Consider the following 15,633-nt stretch of genomic DNA (forward strand, 5'->3'; position numbering starts at 1 on the left):
TGAAGAATCAGGGAAGAGCACCAAGGTTAAGTACATGAAAAAAAATAATAAACCGACGATCAAACAGATTGCCGAACAGGCGGGCGTCTCCCCTTCGACGGTGTCGCTTGTTCTGAATGGCAAGGGTGAAATTTCCGGCGTTACCCGTTCACGGGTCCTTGAAGTTGTTTCTTCGTTGAACTACCTGCCGCGCGCTCCCAAAAATCGCGAAAAAACGGCGAAAACCATCAAGTTTCTCAAGATCGCTAAACACGGTCATACTGTGAACCGTGACCATAGCCATTTCATTTCTGATTACATTGACGGCATGTCATCAGAGGCAACCAGTCGTGGTTATAAGCTGCAGGTTTTAAGCTATGAAAATGTCACAGCAAGTGACATCACAGACATCCTGGCAAATTCGGATGCAACGGCCGCCATCATACTTGGCACCGAGCTAACGCGTGAAGATATTCAGAAAATCCAGGACTTCAGATTACCAACTGTTTTTATTGATTCTTTTTATGATCTCATTGATGCAAACTTCGTCGACATGAACAATGGCGATGCGGTTTACACCGTGCTTTCGCACTTAAAAGATCTTGGTTTTAGTAAAATTGGCTTTGTCGGCAGTGAAACGCAGACCCGAAACTTTGCTCTGCGCAAGAAAGCCTTCATGAAAAACATGCACCATCTCGGACTGACAGTGAACAGCAGTCACATCCTGTCAATCGGATCCACCATCGCCTCGGCATATGAAGATAGCTTGGAGGCGCTTTCCAATCACGACAGCGTTGCCGAAGCTTATTTTTGCGCGAACGACATCATGGCATATGGCTTTACCAAAGCCCTGAAAGAAAAAGGATATAAGATTCCACAGGACATCTCGATCGTCGGGTTTGATAACCTTCCAATGAGCGCCACTCTTGACCCGTCCTTAACGACGATAGATGTTTCGAAACGCAAAATCGGAAGCATGGCTGTTACGGTACTTGATGAACTCTTAAATGCAGAGGGCTCCCTGCCTGCGGTCAAGGTTCAGGTCGGCGCAGAGCTTGTTGTCCGCGCAAGTACAACCCCGAAGAAAACCGGCTGATAACGCAATGTTCCATCACCATTGCCAACACTGCCTTTAAGCACCCCGTATCTCAACGTGGCACATATCGATTAATTCGCAGCGTCTGGAAAAGATGTGGAAAGCTAAAAGAACAAAACCCAACCGATTACGGCCGGGTTTGAAAAGCGATGGTGCCCCCGGGGAGAATCGAACTCCCACTCACTAAGTGAAACAGATTTTGAGTCTGCCGCGTCTACCAATTCCGCCACAGGGGCAGGCAATTCGGGTGCGTGTGCGCACCCTCCATCAACGGGCCGGATAATAGCCGTAAATTTCGCCGGGTCAATGGGGCTTTGTGCAAAAATACGTCTGCGTAGATACGGATAAACTGCGCCATTGCGATTGCTGGCAAAATGCGGTTTGATCTGGCCTGTTTTCAAGGCCAAGCGCCGCTCCCAATTCGCAGACAACATGACAAGGCGCTATGCCGTGATCCGCAGCCTCTATGACTGGACCATGAACCTTGCCGGCCACCGCCATGCCGGCTGGGCCCTGTTTTTCATTGCAGCAATTGAAAGCTCTGTCTTTCCGATCCCGCCTGACATTTTACTGATCCCGATGATCATTGCCGCCCCGACGCGCGCCTGGCGTTATGCGCTGATTTGCCTCGTCGGGTCGGTGCTTGGCGGACTTGTCGGATACGGTATCGGATTCTTCCTGTTTGAAACGGTCGGACAGCCTGTGTTGGAGCTTTATGGCTATGCCGACAAGTTTGATCAGTTCCGCGACTATTATAATGATTGGGGTGCCTGGGCGGTGTTCATTGCCGGTGTAACGCCATTCCCCTACAAGGTGATCACCATCCTGTCGGGTGTGACCGCACTTGACCCGGTTGTCTTTACGCTGGCATCGGTTCTGGCGCGTGGATTGCGGTTCTTTGTCATTGCCGCCCTGATCTGGAAATTCGGCCCTGTCATCCGTGACTTCATCGAACGTCGACTGGGCCTCGTTTTCACCATATTTATCGTGGTTCTTGTCGGCGGGTTTGCCGCAATCAAACTGATCCCGCATGGTTGACCCGACGCCAAATTCTTATGCACGCCAATAAACGGACCCACTGATGTTCAATTTGCTGCGCCCACGCTTCATCCCGGCCTTTCCGCCCCTTGCCCTGCTGCTGGTTTCAGCAGGCAGCATCGGCTTTGCGTTTTACGCGCAATATGTCCAGAAGTTGCTTCCCTGTGTGCTGTGTCTTTATCAGCGTGTGCCGTTTTATGTGGTTGCCGGTCTTTCGATCATCGCGCTGTTGCTGATCCGCTTTCCTGCCGCCGCACGGGCGGTGGTTTATCTGTGTGCTGCGACCTTTGCCGTCGGGACAGCAATCGCTTTTTACCACGTTGGTGTTCAGGAACTGTGGTGGGAAGGACCCGCCATGTGTGGCGGCGTGCAAAGCGGTGCCGCATCGGTCGCGGACCTCAAGGCGCAGCTTATGGCGCAACCGATCATTCGCTGCGACAAGATCGACTGGACCCTGTTTGGCATCACCATGCCGACCATCAACGTGTTCTTTTCAGCAGCGCTCACTGTTTTCTGCCTGATTGCGCCGTCGCGTTGGATGAAGAAATAACCGCGAACACCTTCGAAGCTGCTGAAACCAAGCCTCACAAAACCCGTCTGACACGTCAGGCGGGTTTTTGCATTTCTACGGTTCGCCTTTTGCGCGAACAATTGCTCAGAAATCTGACAATTCTTCGCATGATAATGAGAATTGTTATTGTTTGCAGAAAATTCCCAGTTATATTGAGACCCATTCGCACCATAAGTTCCGACTGCATAAAGGACCCCATTGTCGTGAGCGCCATGGCATTCCATCCGCATATGACCAGCCACATCGAAGGGATTTCCCTTCTTGATGACCTGCGGTTCCGTCGCTGGAACACCGCCATTTCCGATTTATGGCATGTGGAATGTGAAGCAGAGGCCGGGGGAACCTACGTTTCGCAAGCCCCGCGTCTGGTAGCGATCCTTGATTGCGTGGGCGATGGGCGTATCAACGTCCGTTCCTCAGATGACGCGGCAGATCAGCAACGTCGCGGCAAAGGATGCCTGTCCTACATCCCGGCGGGGATGGAGGTCTCATCCGAGATTTTTGGCGCGTGTCGTCTGCGTCATCTTGATATCCATCTTGATGTCGACGCACTTGAAAACAGCATGGGCGTGCCACTTGACCGCGCGACCCTGGAAACACCGCGCATCGGTTTTTGCGATCCGCGCATCAATACGTTGGTCCGGTTGCTGGCCGACGACCTGCAAAGCGAACACCAAAGCCCGCAGATCTATGGCGAAGGTTTGATCAGCGCACTGACCGCAGCCCTGCTGCAGCCCGGTCAAGCCAATGAACCGCAGCGCAAACGGGGCAAACTGGCACCCTACCATTTGCGCAAGTCTGTCGATTATATCGAACAGAATTGCGGACGCACCATCCGCCTTGATGAACTGGCACAGTTGACTGGGCTCTCACAATCCTATTTCTGTTCGGCCTTTCGCGAAAGTACCGGCATGCCGCCGCAACAGTGGCAGATGAAAGCCCGGGTGGAGCGGGCCAAGAACTTGCTTAAAGATGCCGAGACGCCGCTTGCCTCGGTCGCCCTTCGGGTCGGCTTTGCCGATCAGGCGCATTTGACCCGCGTGTTCCGCAAAATCGTTGGCACCACGCCGGGTGCCTGGCGCAAGGAACAGATCGCGTAACTTAAGCCAAATCCCGTTCAATACGCCGAAATCCGGTTCAATATTCCATCCCCCACCGCGTGATATCGGAAAGGCCATCATCATAGATGGCCCGCCGGTTCCCGCCCGACAGGTCGTCGTCAAAGACAACCGATACAGGGAATCCCAAATGCGTTTTACAGGACAGAAACTGTCTTCGACCCTTTTGCTGGGTACGGCACTTGCGTTGGTTTTTGCCGCACCCGATTTTGCGCTGGCGCAGTCTGCAGATGACGCGACAGAACGTGACGGCGAAAGCACTACCCTTAAACCTCTGATCATTGAGTCCGAAGCAGAGCCTGCACATGCTCCTGTAAACGGATATGTTGCTACACACAGTGCAACCGGCTCAAAAACCGGCACCGCCATTGAGGAAATCCCGCAATCCGTATCCGTTATCGGCCGCAAAGAGATGGACAGCCGTGGTGTCGATAAAGTCGATGAAGCATTGCGATATACCGCTGGCGTATTCACCCAGCCTTATGGCTCCGACACGGATACCAACTGGTTCTTCATTCGTGGCTTTGAAGCAACCCAGAGCGGAGCCTATCTTGATGGCTTGCAAAACTACGCCTATGGCTTTGGCGCATTCTTGGTCAATGATTACAATCTTGAAAGGGTAGAAGTTCTGCGCGGTGCCGCCTCTGTCCTGTATGGCAGCACCAATCCCGGCGGCATGGTAAACTATGTCAGCAAACGCCCGACCGATGTGCCACTGCGCCGTCTTGAATTTTCCGTCACCGAGACTGGGAAATATGGCACAGGCATCGATTTCAGCGACAAGCTTAGTGACGTTGCAGCATACCGCCTGACCGGTAACTTTACCAATGGCGACGAACAGGCCGACGACAATGAAGGATTCCAGGGGACGGTTGCACCAAGCTTAGCCTGGACGCCGAACGAAGACACCAGCCTGACCCTGCTTAGCAGCTTTACCTTCGTGGACGGCAAGCATAATGGTGGCCTTGGTTTCCTGCCCTATTTCGGCACTGCCAAAGATGCGCCTTATGGCAAGATTGATCCGGAAACCAACTTCTCTGAACCCGACCTTGATAAAAACCTGCGCCGTCAGGTTATGGTCGGTTACGAACTTGAACACGATCTCAATGACGACCTAACCTTCCGCCAGAATGCGCGGATCGGACATGCAGACATTCATGAGATTTACTACTACCCAAGTGGCTATGCCACCGGTGGAACATCACCAACAACCACCAATTACGACCTTGATCGCTGGGGGTTCGAACACCGCACCCAGATCACATCCATCGGTCTTGATAACCAGCTCGAACAACGCTTTGAGACCGGTGCACTTGATCACACATTGCTTGGTGGCATCGACCTAAAGCGGTTTGATATGTCGCGCAAAGAATATTCCGGCGCAGGTACCGATATTGATCCGCTGAATCCCGTACATGGCACCGCACAGGTCGCACGATCTGCCTATCTCGATCAGGACATTGTCATGAACCAGATCGGTGTATATGCACAGGATCAAATCCGGTTTGGTGACGGCTGGATCACGACGCTGAATGGTCGTTATGATTATGTCAAAACCGATGGCGACGATCCGATTTCCCGGTACAACAACTATAGCGAAACCACAGGTGAGTGGAGCGGTCGCGCTGGCTTGGCATATACCTTCGACAATGGTCTGACCCCGTATGTAAGCGCTGCAACGTTCTTTAACCCGGTTCTCGGTTCAAGCTCCCAAGGGGTGTATGAACCGGAAACCGGCAGCCAGTATGAAGCAGGCCTGAAATACGTCCCCAATAGCTTCGATGGCCTTTTCACGGTTGCTGTATTTGACCTGACCCGTCAGAACGTGATTACCGGCACCTTCCAGAACGAGCGTCAGCTTGGTGAAGTTAACTCACAGGGTATCGAGTTTGAAGCCAAGGCGAACATCACTGAGAACCTTCTGCTCAGCGCTAGCGCAACTGCCTACGACCTTGAAGTTACCAAGGACGAAGACGCAAGTGTGATTGGTAAGCAACCGGTCACCGTCCCGACCGAGATGGCGACCCTTGGTCTCGATTACACCATCCGTCAGGGCACGCTCAGCGGCCTTCGCCTAGGTGGTGGTGTACGTTATCAAGGCGCATCCTATGCGGACGAGGCCAACCAGTACGAAGTACCGGCAGCAACATTGTTTGACGCTGGCCTTGGCTACGGCGTTGAGAACCAGTGGAACCTCAGCCTCAATGTCAGCAACCTATTTGACAAGGAATATGTCGCAGGTTGCAGTTCGGCCACGGCCTGCGGCTATGGCGAAGGACGTACGGCACTTCTAAAGCTTACCCTCGATCTGTAAGGTTTCTTGAGCCAGCGAATACAATGAAGCCGACGGTCCTGCCGTCGGCTTTTTTTGTTGCCAAGCCGAACTCTGTAAAAGTTTCGGTGTCGACTAGAAGTCGTATTCCAGTTCGGTATCCCAGTATAAAAAATCCCGCCAACTTTCGTGAAGATAGTTTGGCGGGAAACGGCGTCCTGTGGTCTGAAGTTCGTGCATCGAGGGCTGTCCCGGCGTCCTGCGCAGTCGCAGGCCAGCCTCGCGCACCGATCGACTGCCTTTAAACAGGTTGCAGTCAGAACAGGCCGTGACGATGTTTTCCCAATTGGTTCGCCCACCGCGCGCACGCGGGATGACATGATCAAAGGTCAGTTCATTTGTCGGCAGGCGGTCACCGCAATACTGACAGGAAAATTCATCGCGCAAAAAGACATTAAACCGGGTAAAGGCCGGGCTGCTTTTAAGCGGGACATATTCCTTGAGCGAGATAACGCTCGGCAGGCGCATTTTAAAGGAAGGAGAGCGTACTTCGCGGTCGTATTCGGACAGAACATCGACGCGTTCAAGAAAGACTGCCTTGAGCGTATCCTGCCATGACCAAAGAGATAGCGGGAAGTAGCTCAACGGCCGAAAATCGGCGTTAAGAACAAGTGCCGGACACGCATTGGGCGATAAATGCATACCATCCGCTCCACCGTGTTTACCGAGTCGCTTGCCTTATTTAGCAGGTCCGGGAATCGCTGTTGATGAACATATCATGACGTTTCACCAAACCGGGCGACACGGCGACGTAAACCACTGATAGAGCAAAGTATAGAGCAAATTTCCAAAAGCGCAAAGCTCGTGTTCTGCCGAGTCGCGTTTATTGAGACAGTACCCTTGCGCAGCCCAAGGAACCCTTGGGTAACTGCCGTGCGATACGGCACAAAAAAAGCCGCCCGACAATGTCTGGCAGCCTGTCTGGTGTGGCCAAAACCGACGCATCGGTTGCCCAGGCACAGAGCCGAAAAAAACGAAAGGCCCGCTAAAAAGCGAGCCTTCGTAAATTCTGTCTGTAAAGCAGAAGCCTTAATTAGGCAGCTTTTGCTTCAACAGCTTTGGCGACCTGGCGTTTGATTTTCACCAAATCTGCCGGCAGCTTTGCATTTGCAGTGCTGAGCAGATACGCATCCAGACCACCACGTTTTTCGATGGTGCGGACAGCATTGGTGGTCAGACGCAGACGCACCGAACGACCGAGCGACTCACTAAGCAGCGAGGTCGGCTGCAGGTTCGGGAGGAAACGACGTTTGGTACGATTGTGGGCGTGGCTCACATTCATGCCGACCAAAACGCCTTTGCCGGATACCGGGCAGCGACGTGCCATGACCTGATCTCCTGGTCTATAAATTCGCAAAAGGACGCTTGGCCTGAACATGCAGGCCCGCGCTTGGAAGCGGGTTATTACCGCCTCTAACCCATGCCGTCAAGCCTTCATCAACCGAAAACCGCGACAAAAACGCTTATCAGAGCTGTTTTGACGATAATCCTTGGTTTGTGCCGGTATTTGCCCAACTCAACCGCACGGAATCTGATGTTTTCCAAACCGGGGCGACAATAACAAAGACCCCATTTACAGGCAATTGCGCCATCCTGACACAATGCGAACAATCGATTCTCTGTGTTTATATAATAAGAGCACCCTGCTTGATGCCTGCAAAGGCCTTTGGATTCAATCTGTCGCGTTTATTGATACGGATCAAAACGCCTACGCGCACAGCATGGTAGGTTCAACACCATGAGTTAAGAAATCCGTTTCGGGAGCATGACGGGACATGAAATCAGATAGCAAAGTTTCTCTGCCGCTTTTGGGCATTCTGCTGGTCGCTGTAATTGGCTTGGCACTTTACCTTGCCGGTTATGTTCTTGCCGCGTTCGGCGTTCCGATCGCATCCTTCTGGATTTATGTCGCGCTGGCGCTTGTGCCGGTCAGCTTCCTTGTTCTGATTGATTTTAGCCGCTGATTCTGTCCCCCAGCAGAACAGGACTATGAACGGCTTGCCACGCTTGCGGCAGGCCGTTTTTTTTGCGCCAGTTTCAAAGAAACACAGTCAGGCTGGCAAATCCGGATCAGTTTGCCAGTGAATGTCGCGACACGGGAGCTGCCCCGGACGGGCAAAGAAGTATCCCTGATAGGCATCTACCCCCATCGCGCGGAGTTCCGCACGCTGTTGCGGCGTCTCGATCCCCTCGGCAATGACTTTAAGACCAAAGCGATGGGCGATCAGAATTGCCGCCTCGATCACCACGCGGGCATTTTCATCCATCGACAAGACAAAGGACTTGTCGATCTTGACCGCATCGACATGAATTTCGTGCAAGCGCGACAAGGATGAATACCCGGTCCCGAAATCATCAATATGAATGCCAACTTCCATCGCGTGCAGATGATCAAGCACGGCGGAAATCTGGGACGTCTGGCGTTTTTCAAAGATCGATTCCGTGACTTCCAGCACCAACCGATTGGATGCAAGTCCGGTTTCCGTCAGGATGCGCGAAACCATATCGGGAAAATTCGGCATCACGATCTGACGGATCGAAACGTTGATGGCAATTTTCGTGGTAACCGGAATCTCGGTATGGTCATGCAGGGTCTGACAGGCGCACCGCATGCACCATTCCCCGATATCAACGATGAGCGCACTTTCCTCGGCAATCGGAATGAATTCATCGGGCGGCACAGTGCCAAGCACCGCGCTGTTCCAGCGCAAAAGGGCCTCGTAGGCGATGATGTCGCCACGGGTTGCATCAATGACCGGCTGGTACTCGATATAAAACTCATCGGCACTCAGCGCCCGACGCAGCGCCTGTGTCACACTCAGGCGACGTTCCTGTTCCGTCAGCAGCATCTTGTCGTAGTTATGCACACTGCCCCGGCCGGATCGTTTGACCTCGGCCGCGGCCAGATCCGCCCAGTGGATCAGTTCCGATATCGACGGATTACGTCCAGATGAAAAGGCCACGCCGGTACTGAACCCGACGTGCAATGTATGACCGACAATATTGATCGGCTGATTAACCGCGCGCTGCGCCAGTTCAACCGTGGTTTCGACCAGTGGGTGTAACTCTTCATGCGGGGCGGCCAGAACAATCAGAAACTCATCCCCGCCCCAACGCCCCAATGCATGGCGGTCATCAACACATTCCCTAAGCCGCATGCTGACAGCACGCAGGACTTCATCGCCTATCGCGTGACTGAGGCCATCATTGATCTGTTTGAACCGGTCCAGATCGATAAACAGCACGGCGTAATCCAGAAGCGCGTCCGATCTCTTTTTATGTTCGAACCAGGCGACAATCCCGTCACGGTTAAGGATACCGGTCAGGGCATCGTGTTCGACCAGATTGCGCAGCTCCTCTGTGCGCTGCTCGACCCGCGCTTCGAGGGTGGCATTCCAGTTTTCGGTAATCCGGTTTTTCTGCCGGAGGTCTTCGACCAGCCCCTGATTTTGATGTTTGAGGACAAAAGATCTGAAAAGAACCGCGTGATTGTTGCGATGTGTAACCAGCATCACCAGAAGGAACACCAGCGCCAAGGCGGACAGGATATAGTTCGCATCCCCCATCACCGACAGGATCACGGCTGGCGGCAATAGCAGCGCACACAGATAAAAGCGCCCGACGAGAAAGACAGGAGCAAGAATACCCGTGGCACCCCCAGCCATACCGGCAATGATGATCATGGTCAGAAACTGGCTTTCGCCCTGAACAGCGGGAATTTCAATCGCACCAACCATGGACCATAGCAGTCCAGTGACAATTACCCCGATCTGATAGCGAAATCGCCATTTTCGAAGCAGACCAGAGGAGAGCTCCGTACTGTTTTCACGCGTCAGGTGATAGAGATACCCACCCCAAAGCCGAATGCTGCAAATCAAGGTGACGACCAGAAGCCAGATAACGGTTTCGGCGCGCAAATCGCCGCGCAGCCAGAACATCGCAACCATGCTGGTGCCAGCGGCCAGATTGACCAGAATGTTAGCCCAATTGTTGCGATAGGCCAGATCAAGAAGGTCACGCTGAACCTTTCCGTTCAACTCTTCCCCGGCACTCATTTCTATGCCCGGGTCGAGAATGCGTTTCGCAATTCCCCTAACCAAGCCAGCATCTTTTTTCATCTGGTCTTGTGCCCCCGACATCATCGTTCGATCAAAACATCCTATACGGAGGTAATAATCAACGACAACGGGAATATGAAAAACACAAAATATTACGGCTTACTAAGGGATCACCGCCCCGCCCCGGTCAATCAGAATTGATCAGCCAGTTTGATCACGTCAGCAGGCGAAAGCCCCTCTTCGCGCATGGATCTGAGCGTCCTGGATTTGTCACGCTTGGCAAAGCGTTTGCCATCAGGTCCGGTCAGAAGCCCGTGATGGTGATATTCCGGCACGTCATAGCCCAGCAATTCCTGCAACAAACGATGCAGGTGGCTGGCAAAAAACAAGTCCTCACCACGAGTGACGAGGGTTATGCCCTGCAGATCATCATCATGGGTGACCGAGATATGATAGCTGGTCGGGGTATCCTTGCGTGCCAGAACCACATCGCCAAAGATTTCCGGGGTGGCGATCTGTTTGCCTGAAGCGCGATCAAACCAGGCCAGTTCCTTGCCGACCTGCTTGATCGCCGCAGCCATATCAAGACGAAGTGCATAGCTTTCACCGGCTGCAATGCGATCCTTTCGTTCGGTTGGCGAACACTGCCGACAGGTGCCGGGATAAAGCGCGCCATCCGGGCCATGCGGTGCGTTGCCAATGCGGGCTATTTCTGCCTGAATGTCCTTGCGGGTGCAAAAGCACGGATAAAGTAATTCCATATCCGACAAGCGATCCAGCACCGCCTGATAATCGGCAAAGTGATCGGACTGCACCCGAACCGGCACGTCCCATTCAAAGCCAAGCCAGGCGAGGTCTTCATAGATCGCATCAAGATATTCCGGACGACACCGGGTTTGGTCGATATCTTCGATCCGCAAAAGAAAACGGCCATCCGGCCCAGCCTGTTTTGCAGAAAACAAGGCCGAGGCCGCATGGCCGAGATGAAGATATCCGGTCGGGCTTGGTGCAAAGCGGGTGATCACGGTCATCCTTTAAGCACCCCTGCCCTTACCAGCGGTCGCGATCGCCTGTGGCGTGATCGCGGGCCTGCGCGTTATCGGCGGGCACATGGCGCATCGGGCGTTTGGGTTGACGCGCGCCCTGTTCGTCAAACAGATCGGACAATTCGCGTAGCATGGTGCCACCGAGTTCTTCCGGATCGTTGATCGTGACCGCACGACGGTAATAGCGCGTGACGTCATGACCGATCCCGATCGCCAGAAGTTCGACCGGTGATCTGGTTTCGATCCATTCGATCACTTCGCGCAGATGACGTTCCAGATAGTTTCCGGAATTGACCGAAAGGGTCGAGTCATCAACCGGCGCACCATCGGAAATCACCATCATGATCCGGCGTTGTTCGGTGCGACCCAGAAGACGTTCATGCGCCCAAAGCAGCGCTTCGCCGTCGATGTTTTCCTTAAGCAGCCCTTCGCGCAGCATCAGACCAAGGTTCTTGCGTGCCCGACGCCAAGGCGTGTCGGCAGCCTTGTAGATGATGTGACGCAGATCGTTCAGACGACCGGGTTTTGGCGGTTTTCCGGCCTCGACCCAGCTTTCGCGCGACTGGCCACCTTTCCACTGACGGGTGGTGAAACCAAGGATTTCGACCTTAACACCACAACGTTCCAGTGTGCGGGCCAGAATATCAGCCGACAGGGCGGCAATCGTAATCGGACGACCACGCATGGAGCCGGAATTATCAATCAGAAGGGTGACAACCGTATCGCGGAAATCGGTATCCTGTTCCTGCTTGAACGATAGCGACGTCGACGGGGTCGAGACGATCCGGGCCAGCTTGGCGGCATCAAGAATGCCTTCTTCAAGGTCGAAGTCCCAGCCGCGGTTCTGCTGCGCCATCAGGCGGCGTTGCAGACGGTTGGCAAGCTTGGAAACCACGTTCTGAAGGTTGGCCAGCTGCTTATCAAGCATCGCGCGCAGGCGCGACAGTTCAAGGTTTTCACACAGATCATCTGCGGTGACGACCTCGTCAAATTCGCGGGTAAACGGCTCATAGCCGCGTTCGACCGGCTCGTTACGACCATCAAATTCCGGCTGCTCGCCCGGTCCGGCAGGCTTTTCTTCCTGCGACATGGCTTCAAGCTGCTGGTCGTCAATATCGCCTTCACCGGCTTCGGCTTCTTCGGAACCGGCATCGGTTTGATCATCGCTGCCATCAGGTTCGGAATCGTCATTCTGACCCTGCTGGCCGCCCTGACTTTCCATATCTTCCTGATCGGGATCATTTTCGCCGTCTTTTTGCTCGTCATCCTCGCCTTCCTGTTCGGGCGGGGCATCGTCGAGGTCGTCTTCAAGCGACAGGTGATCGAGCAATTTGCGCATGCCACGTGCAAAGGCATCCTGATCATCGAGCAGATCGCGCAGGTTACTCAGGTCTGAGCCGGCATTTTCTTCGATATGTGAACGCCACAGATCAATCAGCGGACCAGCGGATTCAGGGGCCTTTTCACCGGTAAAAACTTCACGCGCCAGCATGCCGATCGCATCAGCAAAGGGGGCATCGTCGCGTGATGTCACACGGTGATAGTTCTTGGCATGGCAGTCCTGCTCGGCATGTTCGCGAAGGTTTTTGCGCACACCGGGGAAATACCGCGATCCCACTGCTTCGACACGTGCAGTTTCAAGCGCATCGTAAACAGCCTGAGCCTCGGCGGTTTCGGGCATGCGCTTGGCGTGCAGGGTCGCATCATGGTGACGCATCTTAAGCGCCCAGCCATCGGCAACACCGCGCAGATCGGCGACTTCATCCTTGGGCATGGACTGTTTGGGCATCGGCAAACGCACATGTTCACCATAGCCGCCCGGACGCCCGCCTTTGACAAAGCCGACTTCCAGATCATTGCGCCCGGCAAGCGCACGAAACGTCGCTGCCGTGCCGCGCAAGAAGCCGGAAAGAGCCTCATCATTCTTCATCGCACTACTCGCTTGTGGAACCAGTTCGCCAATCTGCTTAAGAGCCACGCCTTAGCGGACCATTACATTGATGGCTTCCTCAGGCAGTTCTTCCCCAAAGCAACGCTGGTAATATTCCGCCAAAATCGGACGTTCGACTTCATCGCAACGGTTTAAGAACGTTACGCGGAAGGCATAGGAAACATCCCCGAAGATTTTGGCGTTTTCTGCAAGCGTGATCACGGTACGCGGGCTCATGACGGTTGAGATATCACCGGCCACAAAGCCCTGACGCGTCAGGTTGGCAAGGGCAACCATTGCCTCGATCTTCTGGCGGCCTTCGGCATTATCAAACGCCGGAACCTTGGCGGTGACGATGTTGGTTTCGTCTTCGACCGACAGATAGTTGAGCGTCGCAATGATCGACCAACGGTCCATCTGCGCCTGGTTGATCTGCTGGGTGCCGTGATACAGGCCCGTGGTATCGCCAAGACCGACCGTGTTCGACGTCGCAAACAGGCGGAAATGCGAATGCGGGTGGATGACCTTGTTCTGATCAAGAAGGGTCAGCTTGCCATCAACTTCAAGCACACGCTGGATCACGAACATCACATCGGGGCGACCGGCATCATATTCATCAAACACCATCGCGACAGGGCGTTTGAGCGCCCAAGGCAAAATGCCTTCGCGGAATTCGGTGATCTGTTTGCCATCACGCAGAACAATCGCGTCCTTGCCGATCAGGTCGATACGGCTGATGTGGCTATCAAGGTTCACACGCACGCACGGCCAGTTCAGGCGCGCTGCCACCTGTTCGATATGGGTCGATTTACCGGTGCCGTGATAACCCTGGATCATCACGCGGCGGTTATGGGCAAAACCCGCCAGGATCGCCATCGTGGTGTCGCGATCAAAACGATAGGTCGGATCAATCGCCGGCACATGTTCGCTGCCCTGACTGAATGCCGGGACTTCCATATCGATATCAATCCCGAACGTTTCACGGACGGAAATGGTGATGTCGGGTGTATCAAGCGGATGTTCTGCCGCTGCACCGCTCGCTTCGTAACCTTGGCTCATAAGTACTCGCGCGTTTTTCGGACCGGCGCTGGTGACGCGGTCGTTTCGTTAAACTTGCTCATTAATAGCGGTTATGACGCATCACACAAAGGGAAGATGCGCAAAAAATATCTATTATCGCAAAAGGTTTGGTCGATAAGACCTTCCAGATACGCAAACTGCAACCAGATAGACCGGTTTTGATCAAATTTCGCAGAAAATTAGCCAGAAAGCTAAAGTGTCACACGCGCTTCAAGATCACGGATATAGCGTGTGAGTGACGTATAGGCCGCACTGATCCGCTTGAACCGTTCCTCGGCCGCCTTGTCGCCGCCATTGGCATCAGGGTGGTACTTTTTGGAAAGTGCCTTGTATTTCGTCTTGAGTTCATCGCGGGTGAACGGCCAGCCAAGATCAAGGGTCGCCATGGCCTCTTGCTGTTCGGCAGGCATGCCCATGGCGCCAGCGCGACGCTGGGCTTCTTCGCTTTTGCGTTTGCGTTCGGCATTGGCCCTGGCTTCGGCGCCGGGGCCATGATGAGTCTGGTCGCCGTCTTCGTTAAAGAAGCCGAACCCGTCCTTGAATTTGAAATTGAACGGTTTTTTTGATCCGCGGATATGACCGAACTGCCATGTCGGGCGTTGCCAGTGGGTATCGCGACGCATGTCGTTTTCGATATCCTCGGCCTTCATGCCGGCATAATAGTTCCAGGACTTGTTGTATTCGCGGACATGTTCCAGACAGAACTTGTAATAATCGCGCAACTTGCGATCCTTGGGCGCACGGAATTCCCCATGCCCGTCACATTCCGGCCAGTCACATTCCGGCAGAACGGGTTCTTCATGGTAAAGCGTCTTGCGCTTGTTGCGGTGTCCTCGGTTCATTTGCGTCTATATGTTCTGAAAATTCGATGCGCGCAATATCATACGGGCGCTTTAAATGCGATAAAAGGCTTGAAAAACGGTCGCCGCATGACAGAACGTGACGTAAAGAAACGTTTTTGCAGCAATCTGCAAACATCACCAGAAAACAGAGGCCCTTACCATGCAGGTCGCCAACCAGATCCGTGACATCCTGACCGAACAATTCAACCCGGTCGAACTACAGATCAATGATGATTCGTCCAAACATGCCGGTCACGCCGGTGCAGACCCGCGTGGCGAGTCCCATTTCTCCGTTCTTGTGGTTTCCGAAAAATTCGAAGGCGAGAACCGCGTCAATCGCCAGCGCCTTGTATATGGCGCGCTTGATGCGTTGCTGAAGGATCGCGTGCACGCGCTGGCACTCAAAACCATGACACCAGCAGAATACGAAACCGCCCTGGCCAACAAAAACAATTAAGAATAATTCCACATAGTGAAATCAACCTAGACGTTCATCCCGATTAGGCGCAATGCTTATACACAAGCCGTGCGAATGGTGAAATT

14 protein-coding genes and 1 tRNA gene are annotated in these 15,633 nt (G+C 53.7%); 7 read left to right on the forward strand and 8 right to left on the reverse strand.

The genetic code is table 11. The annotated features are described in order from the left end of the window. The first annotated feature begins 34 nt into the window (after positions 1-34). A complete protein-coding gene (locus tag TH4_RS10780) occupies positions 35-1,075 on the forward strand; it encodes a LacI family DNA-binding transcriptional regulator (RefSeq protein ID WP_064781117.1) in 1,041 nt (346 codons plus the stop codon). A 150-nt stretch (positions 1,076-1,225) separates the two neighbouring features. Here the strand turns inward: TH4_RS10780 and TH4_RS10785 are convergent. Further along, a tRNA-Leu gene (locus tag TH4_RS10785) sits at positions 1,226-1,311 on the reverse strand. Positions 1,312-1,525: 214 nt separating this feature from the next. Here TH4_RS10785 and TH4_RS10790 point away from each other — a divergent pair. The 4 genes from TH4_RS10790 to TH4_RS10805 all read left to right on the forward strand — a co-directional run bounded on the left by TH4_RS10790 (position 1,526) and on the right by TH4_RS10805 (position 6,116). After that, complete coding sequence (locus TH4_RS10790) at positions 1,526-2,113, forward strand: YqaA family protein (protein WP_064781288.1); 588 nt, start codon at positions 1,526-1,528, stop codon at positions 2,111-2,113. 43 nt (positions 2,114-2,156) lie between these two features. Next, complete coding sequence (locus TH4_RS10795) at positions 2,157-2,663, forward strand: disulfide bond formation protein B (protein WP_064781118.1); 507 nt, start codon at positions 2,157-2,159, stop codon at positions 2,661-2,663. 233 nt (positions 2,664-2,896) lie between these two features. Beyond that, entirely contained in the window at positions 2,897-3,784 is an 888-nt protein-coding gene (locus tag TH4_RS10800) for a helix-turn-helix transcriptional regulator (protein WP_064781119.1), read from the forward strand. 148 nt (positions 3,785-3,932) lie between these two features. Then, a complete protein-coding gene (locus TH4_RS10805) occupies positions 3,933-6,116 on the forward strand; it encodes a TonB-dependent siderophore receptor (RefSeq protein WP_064781120.1) in 2,184 nt (727 codons plus the stop codon). A gap of 93 nt (positions 6,117-6,209) precedes the next feature. On the opposite strand, the gene TH4_RS10810 is transcribed toward TH4_RS10805, so the two are convergent. Beyond that, positions 6,210-6,776: an HNH endonuclease gene (locus tag TH4_RS10810; RefSeq protein WP_008889910.1), complete on the reverse strand. Its 567-nt coding sequence runs from the start codon at positions 6,774-6,776 to the stop codon at positions 6,210-6,212. Positions 6,777-7,167: 391 nt separating this feature from the next. Beyond that, on the reverse strand, positions 7,168-7,461 hold the full coding sequence (gene rpmB, locus TH4_RS10815; RefSeq protein WP_008889909.1) for a 50S ribosomal protein L28: 294 nt from the start codon (positions 7,459-7,461) through the stop codon (positions 7,168-7,170). A 448-nt stretch (positions 7,462-7,909) separates the two neighbouring features. Here rpmB and TH4_RS10820 point away from each other — a divergent pair, with 448 nt between their 5' ends. Beyond that, positions 7,910-8,098, forward strand: coding sequence for a hypothetical protein (locus TH4_RS10820; protein ID WP_008889908.1), 189 nt, complete (start codon positions 7,910-7,912; stop codon positions 8,096-8,098). An 87-nt stretch (positions 8,099-8,185) separates the two neighbouring features. Here the strand turns inward: TH4_RS10820 and TH4_RS10825 are convergent, their stop codons facing one another. From TH4_RS10825 to TH4_RS10845, 5 genes are all read right to left on the reverse strand, one after another. Further along, positions 8,186-10,189 carry a putative bifunctional diguanylate cyclase/phosphodiesterase gene (locus tag TH4_RS10825; RefSeq protein ID WP_245227842.1) on the reverse strand — a complete coding sequence of 668 codons (2,004 nt, stop codon included), beginning with the start codon at positions 10,187-10,189 and terminating at the stop codon, positions 8,186-8,188. Positions 10,190-10,383: 194 nt separating this feature from the next. Then, the gene (gene gluQRS / locus TH4_RS10830; protein WP_064781122.1) at positions 10,384-11,223 is read right to left on the reverse strand and encodes a tRNA glutamyl-Q(34) synthetase GluQRS; all 840 of its coding nucleotides are present in this window, start codon (positions 11,221-11,223) and stop codon (positions 10,384-10,386) included. A 19-nt stretch (positions 11,224-11,242) separates the two neighbouring features. After that, the gene (cobT, locus tag TH4_RS10835) at positions 11,243-13,168 is read right to left on the reverse strand and encodes a cobaltochelatase subunit CobT (RefSeq protein WP_064781123.1); all 1,926 of its coding nucleotides are present in this window, start codon (positions 13,166-13,168) and stop codon (positions 11,243-11,245) included. Positions 13,169-13,219: 51 nt separating this feature from the next. Then, a complete protein-coding gene (gene cobS, locus TH4_RS10840; protein ID WP_064781124.1) occupies positions 13,220-14,227 on the reverse strand; it encodes a cobaltochelatase subunit CobS in 1,008 nt (335 codons plus the stop codon). A 212-nt stretch (positions 14,228-14,439) separates the two neighbouring features. Then, positions 14,440-15,090 carry a DnaJ domain-containing protein gene (locus TH4_RS10845; RefSeq protein ID WP_008889903.1) on the reverse strand — a complete coding sequence of 217 codons (651 nt, stop codon included), beginning with the start codon at positions 15,088-15,090 and terminating at the stop codon, positions 14,440-14,442. 160 nt (positions 15,091-15,250) lie between these two features. Between TH4_RS10845 and TH4_RS10850 the strand changes: the two genes are divergently transcribed. Then, positions 15,251-15,547 carry a BolA family protein gene (locus tag TH4_RS10850; protein ID WP_064781125.1) on the forward strand — a complete coding sequence of 99 codons (297 nt, stop codon included), beginning with the start codon at positions 15,251-15,253 and terminating at the stop codon, positions 15,545-15,547. The last annotated feature ends 86 nt before the right edge of the window (positions 15,548-15,633 follow it).

Origin of the sequence: Thalassospira tepidiphila MCCC 1A03514 (assembly GCF_001662875.1) — a bacterium.
GTDB classification, from domain to species: Bacteria; Pseudomonadota; Alphaproteobacteria; order Rhodospirillales; family Thalassospiraceae; genus Thalassospira; species Thalassospira tepidiphila.

Bases quoted from the DNA above. Each gene is read 5' to 3' on its own strand.
- TH4_RS10810 (WP_008889910.1), bottom strand. From the start codon at position 6,776: ATGCATTTATCGCCCAATGCGTGTCCGGCACTTGTTCTTAACGCCGAT.
- TH4_RS10800 (WP_064781119.1), top strand. From the start codon at position 2,897: ATGGCATTCCATCCGCATATGACCAGCCACATCGAAGGGATTTCCCTT.
- TH4_RS10780 (WP_064781117.1), top strand. From the start codon at position 35: ATGAAAAAAAATAATAAACCGACGATCAAACAGATTGCCGAACAGGCG.
- TH4_RS10820 (WP_008889908.1), top strand. From the start codon at position 7,910: ATGAAATCAGATAGCAAAGTTTCTCTGCCGCTTTTGGGCATTCTGCTG.
- TH4_RS10825 (WP_245227842.1), bottom strand. From the start codon at position 10,189: ATGAGTGCCGGGGAAGAGTTGAACGGAAAGGTTCAGCGTGACCTTCTT.
- gluQRS (WP_064781122.1), bottom strand. From the start codon at position 11,223: ATGACCGTGATCACCCGCTTTGCACCAAGCCCGACCGGATATCTTCAT.
- TH4_RS10805 (WP_064781120.1), top strand. From the start codon at position 3,933: ATGCGTTTTACAGGACAGAAACTGTCTTCGACCCTTTTGCTGGGTACG.
- cobS (WP_064781124.1), bottom strand. From the start codon at position 14,227: ATGAGCCAAGGTTACGAAGCGAGCGGTGCAGCGGCAGAACATCCGCTT.
- TH4_RS10850 (WP_064781125.1), top strand. From the start codon at position 15,251: ATGCAGGTCGCCAACCAGATCCGTGACATCCTGACCGAACAATTCAAC.
- cobT (WP_064781123.1), bottom strand. From the start codon at position 13,168: ATGAAGAATGATGAGGCTCTTTCCGGCTTCTTGCGCGGCACGGCAGCG.
- TH4_RS10845 (WP_008889903.1), bottom strand. From the start codon at position 15,090: ATGAACCGAGGACACCGCAACAAGCGCAAGACGCTTTACCATGAAGAA.
- TH4_RS10795 (WP_064781118.1), top strand. From the start codon at position 2,157: ATGTTCAATTTGCTGCGCCCACGCTTCATCCCGGCCTTTCCGCCCCTT.
- rpmB (WP_008889909.1), bottom strand. From the start codon at position 7,461: ATGGCACGTCGCTGCCCGGTATCCGGCAAAGGCGTTTTGGTCGGCATG.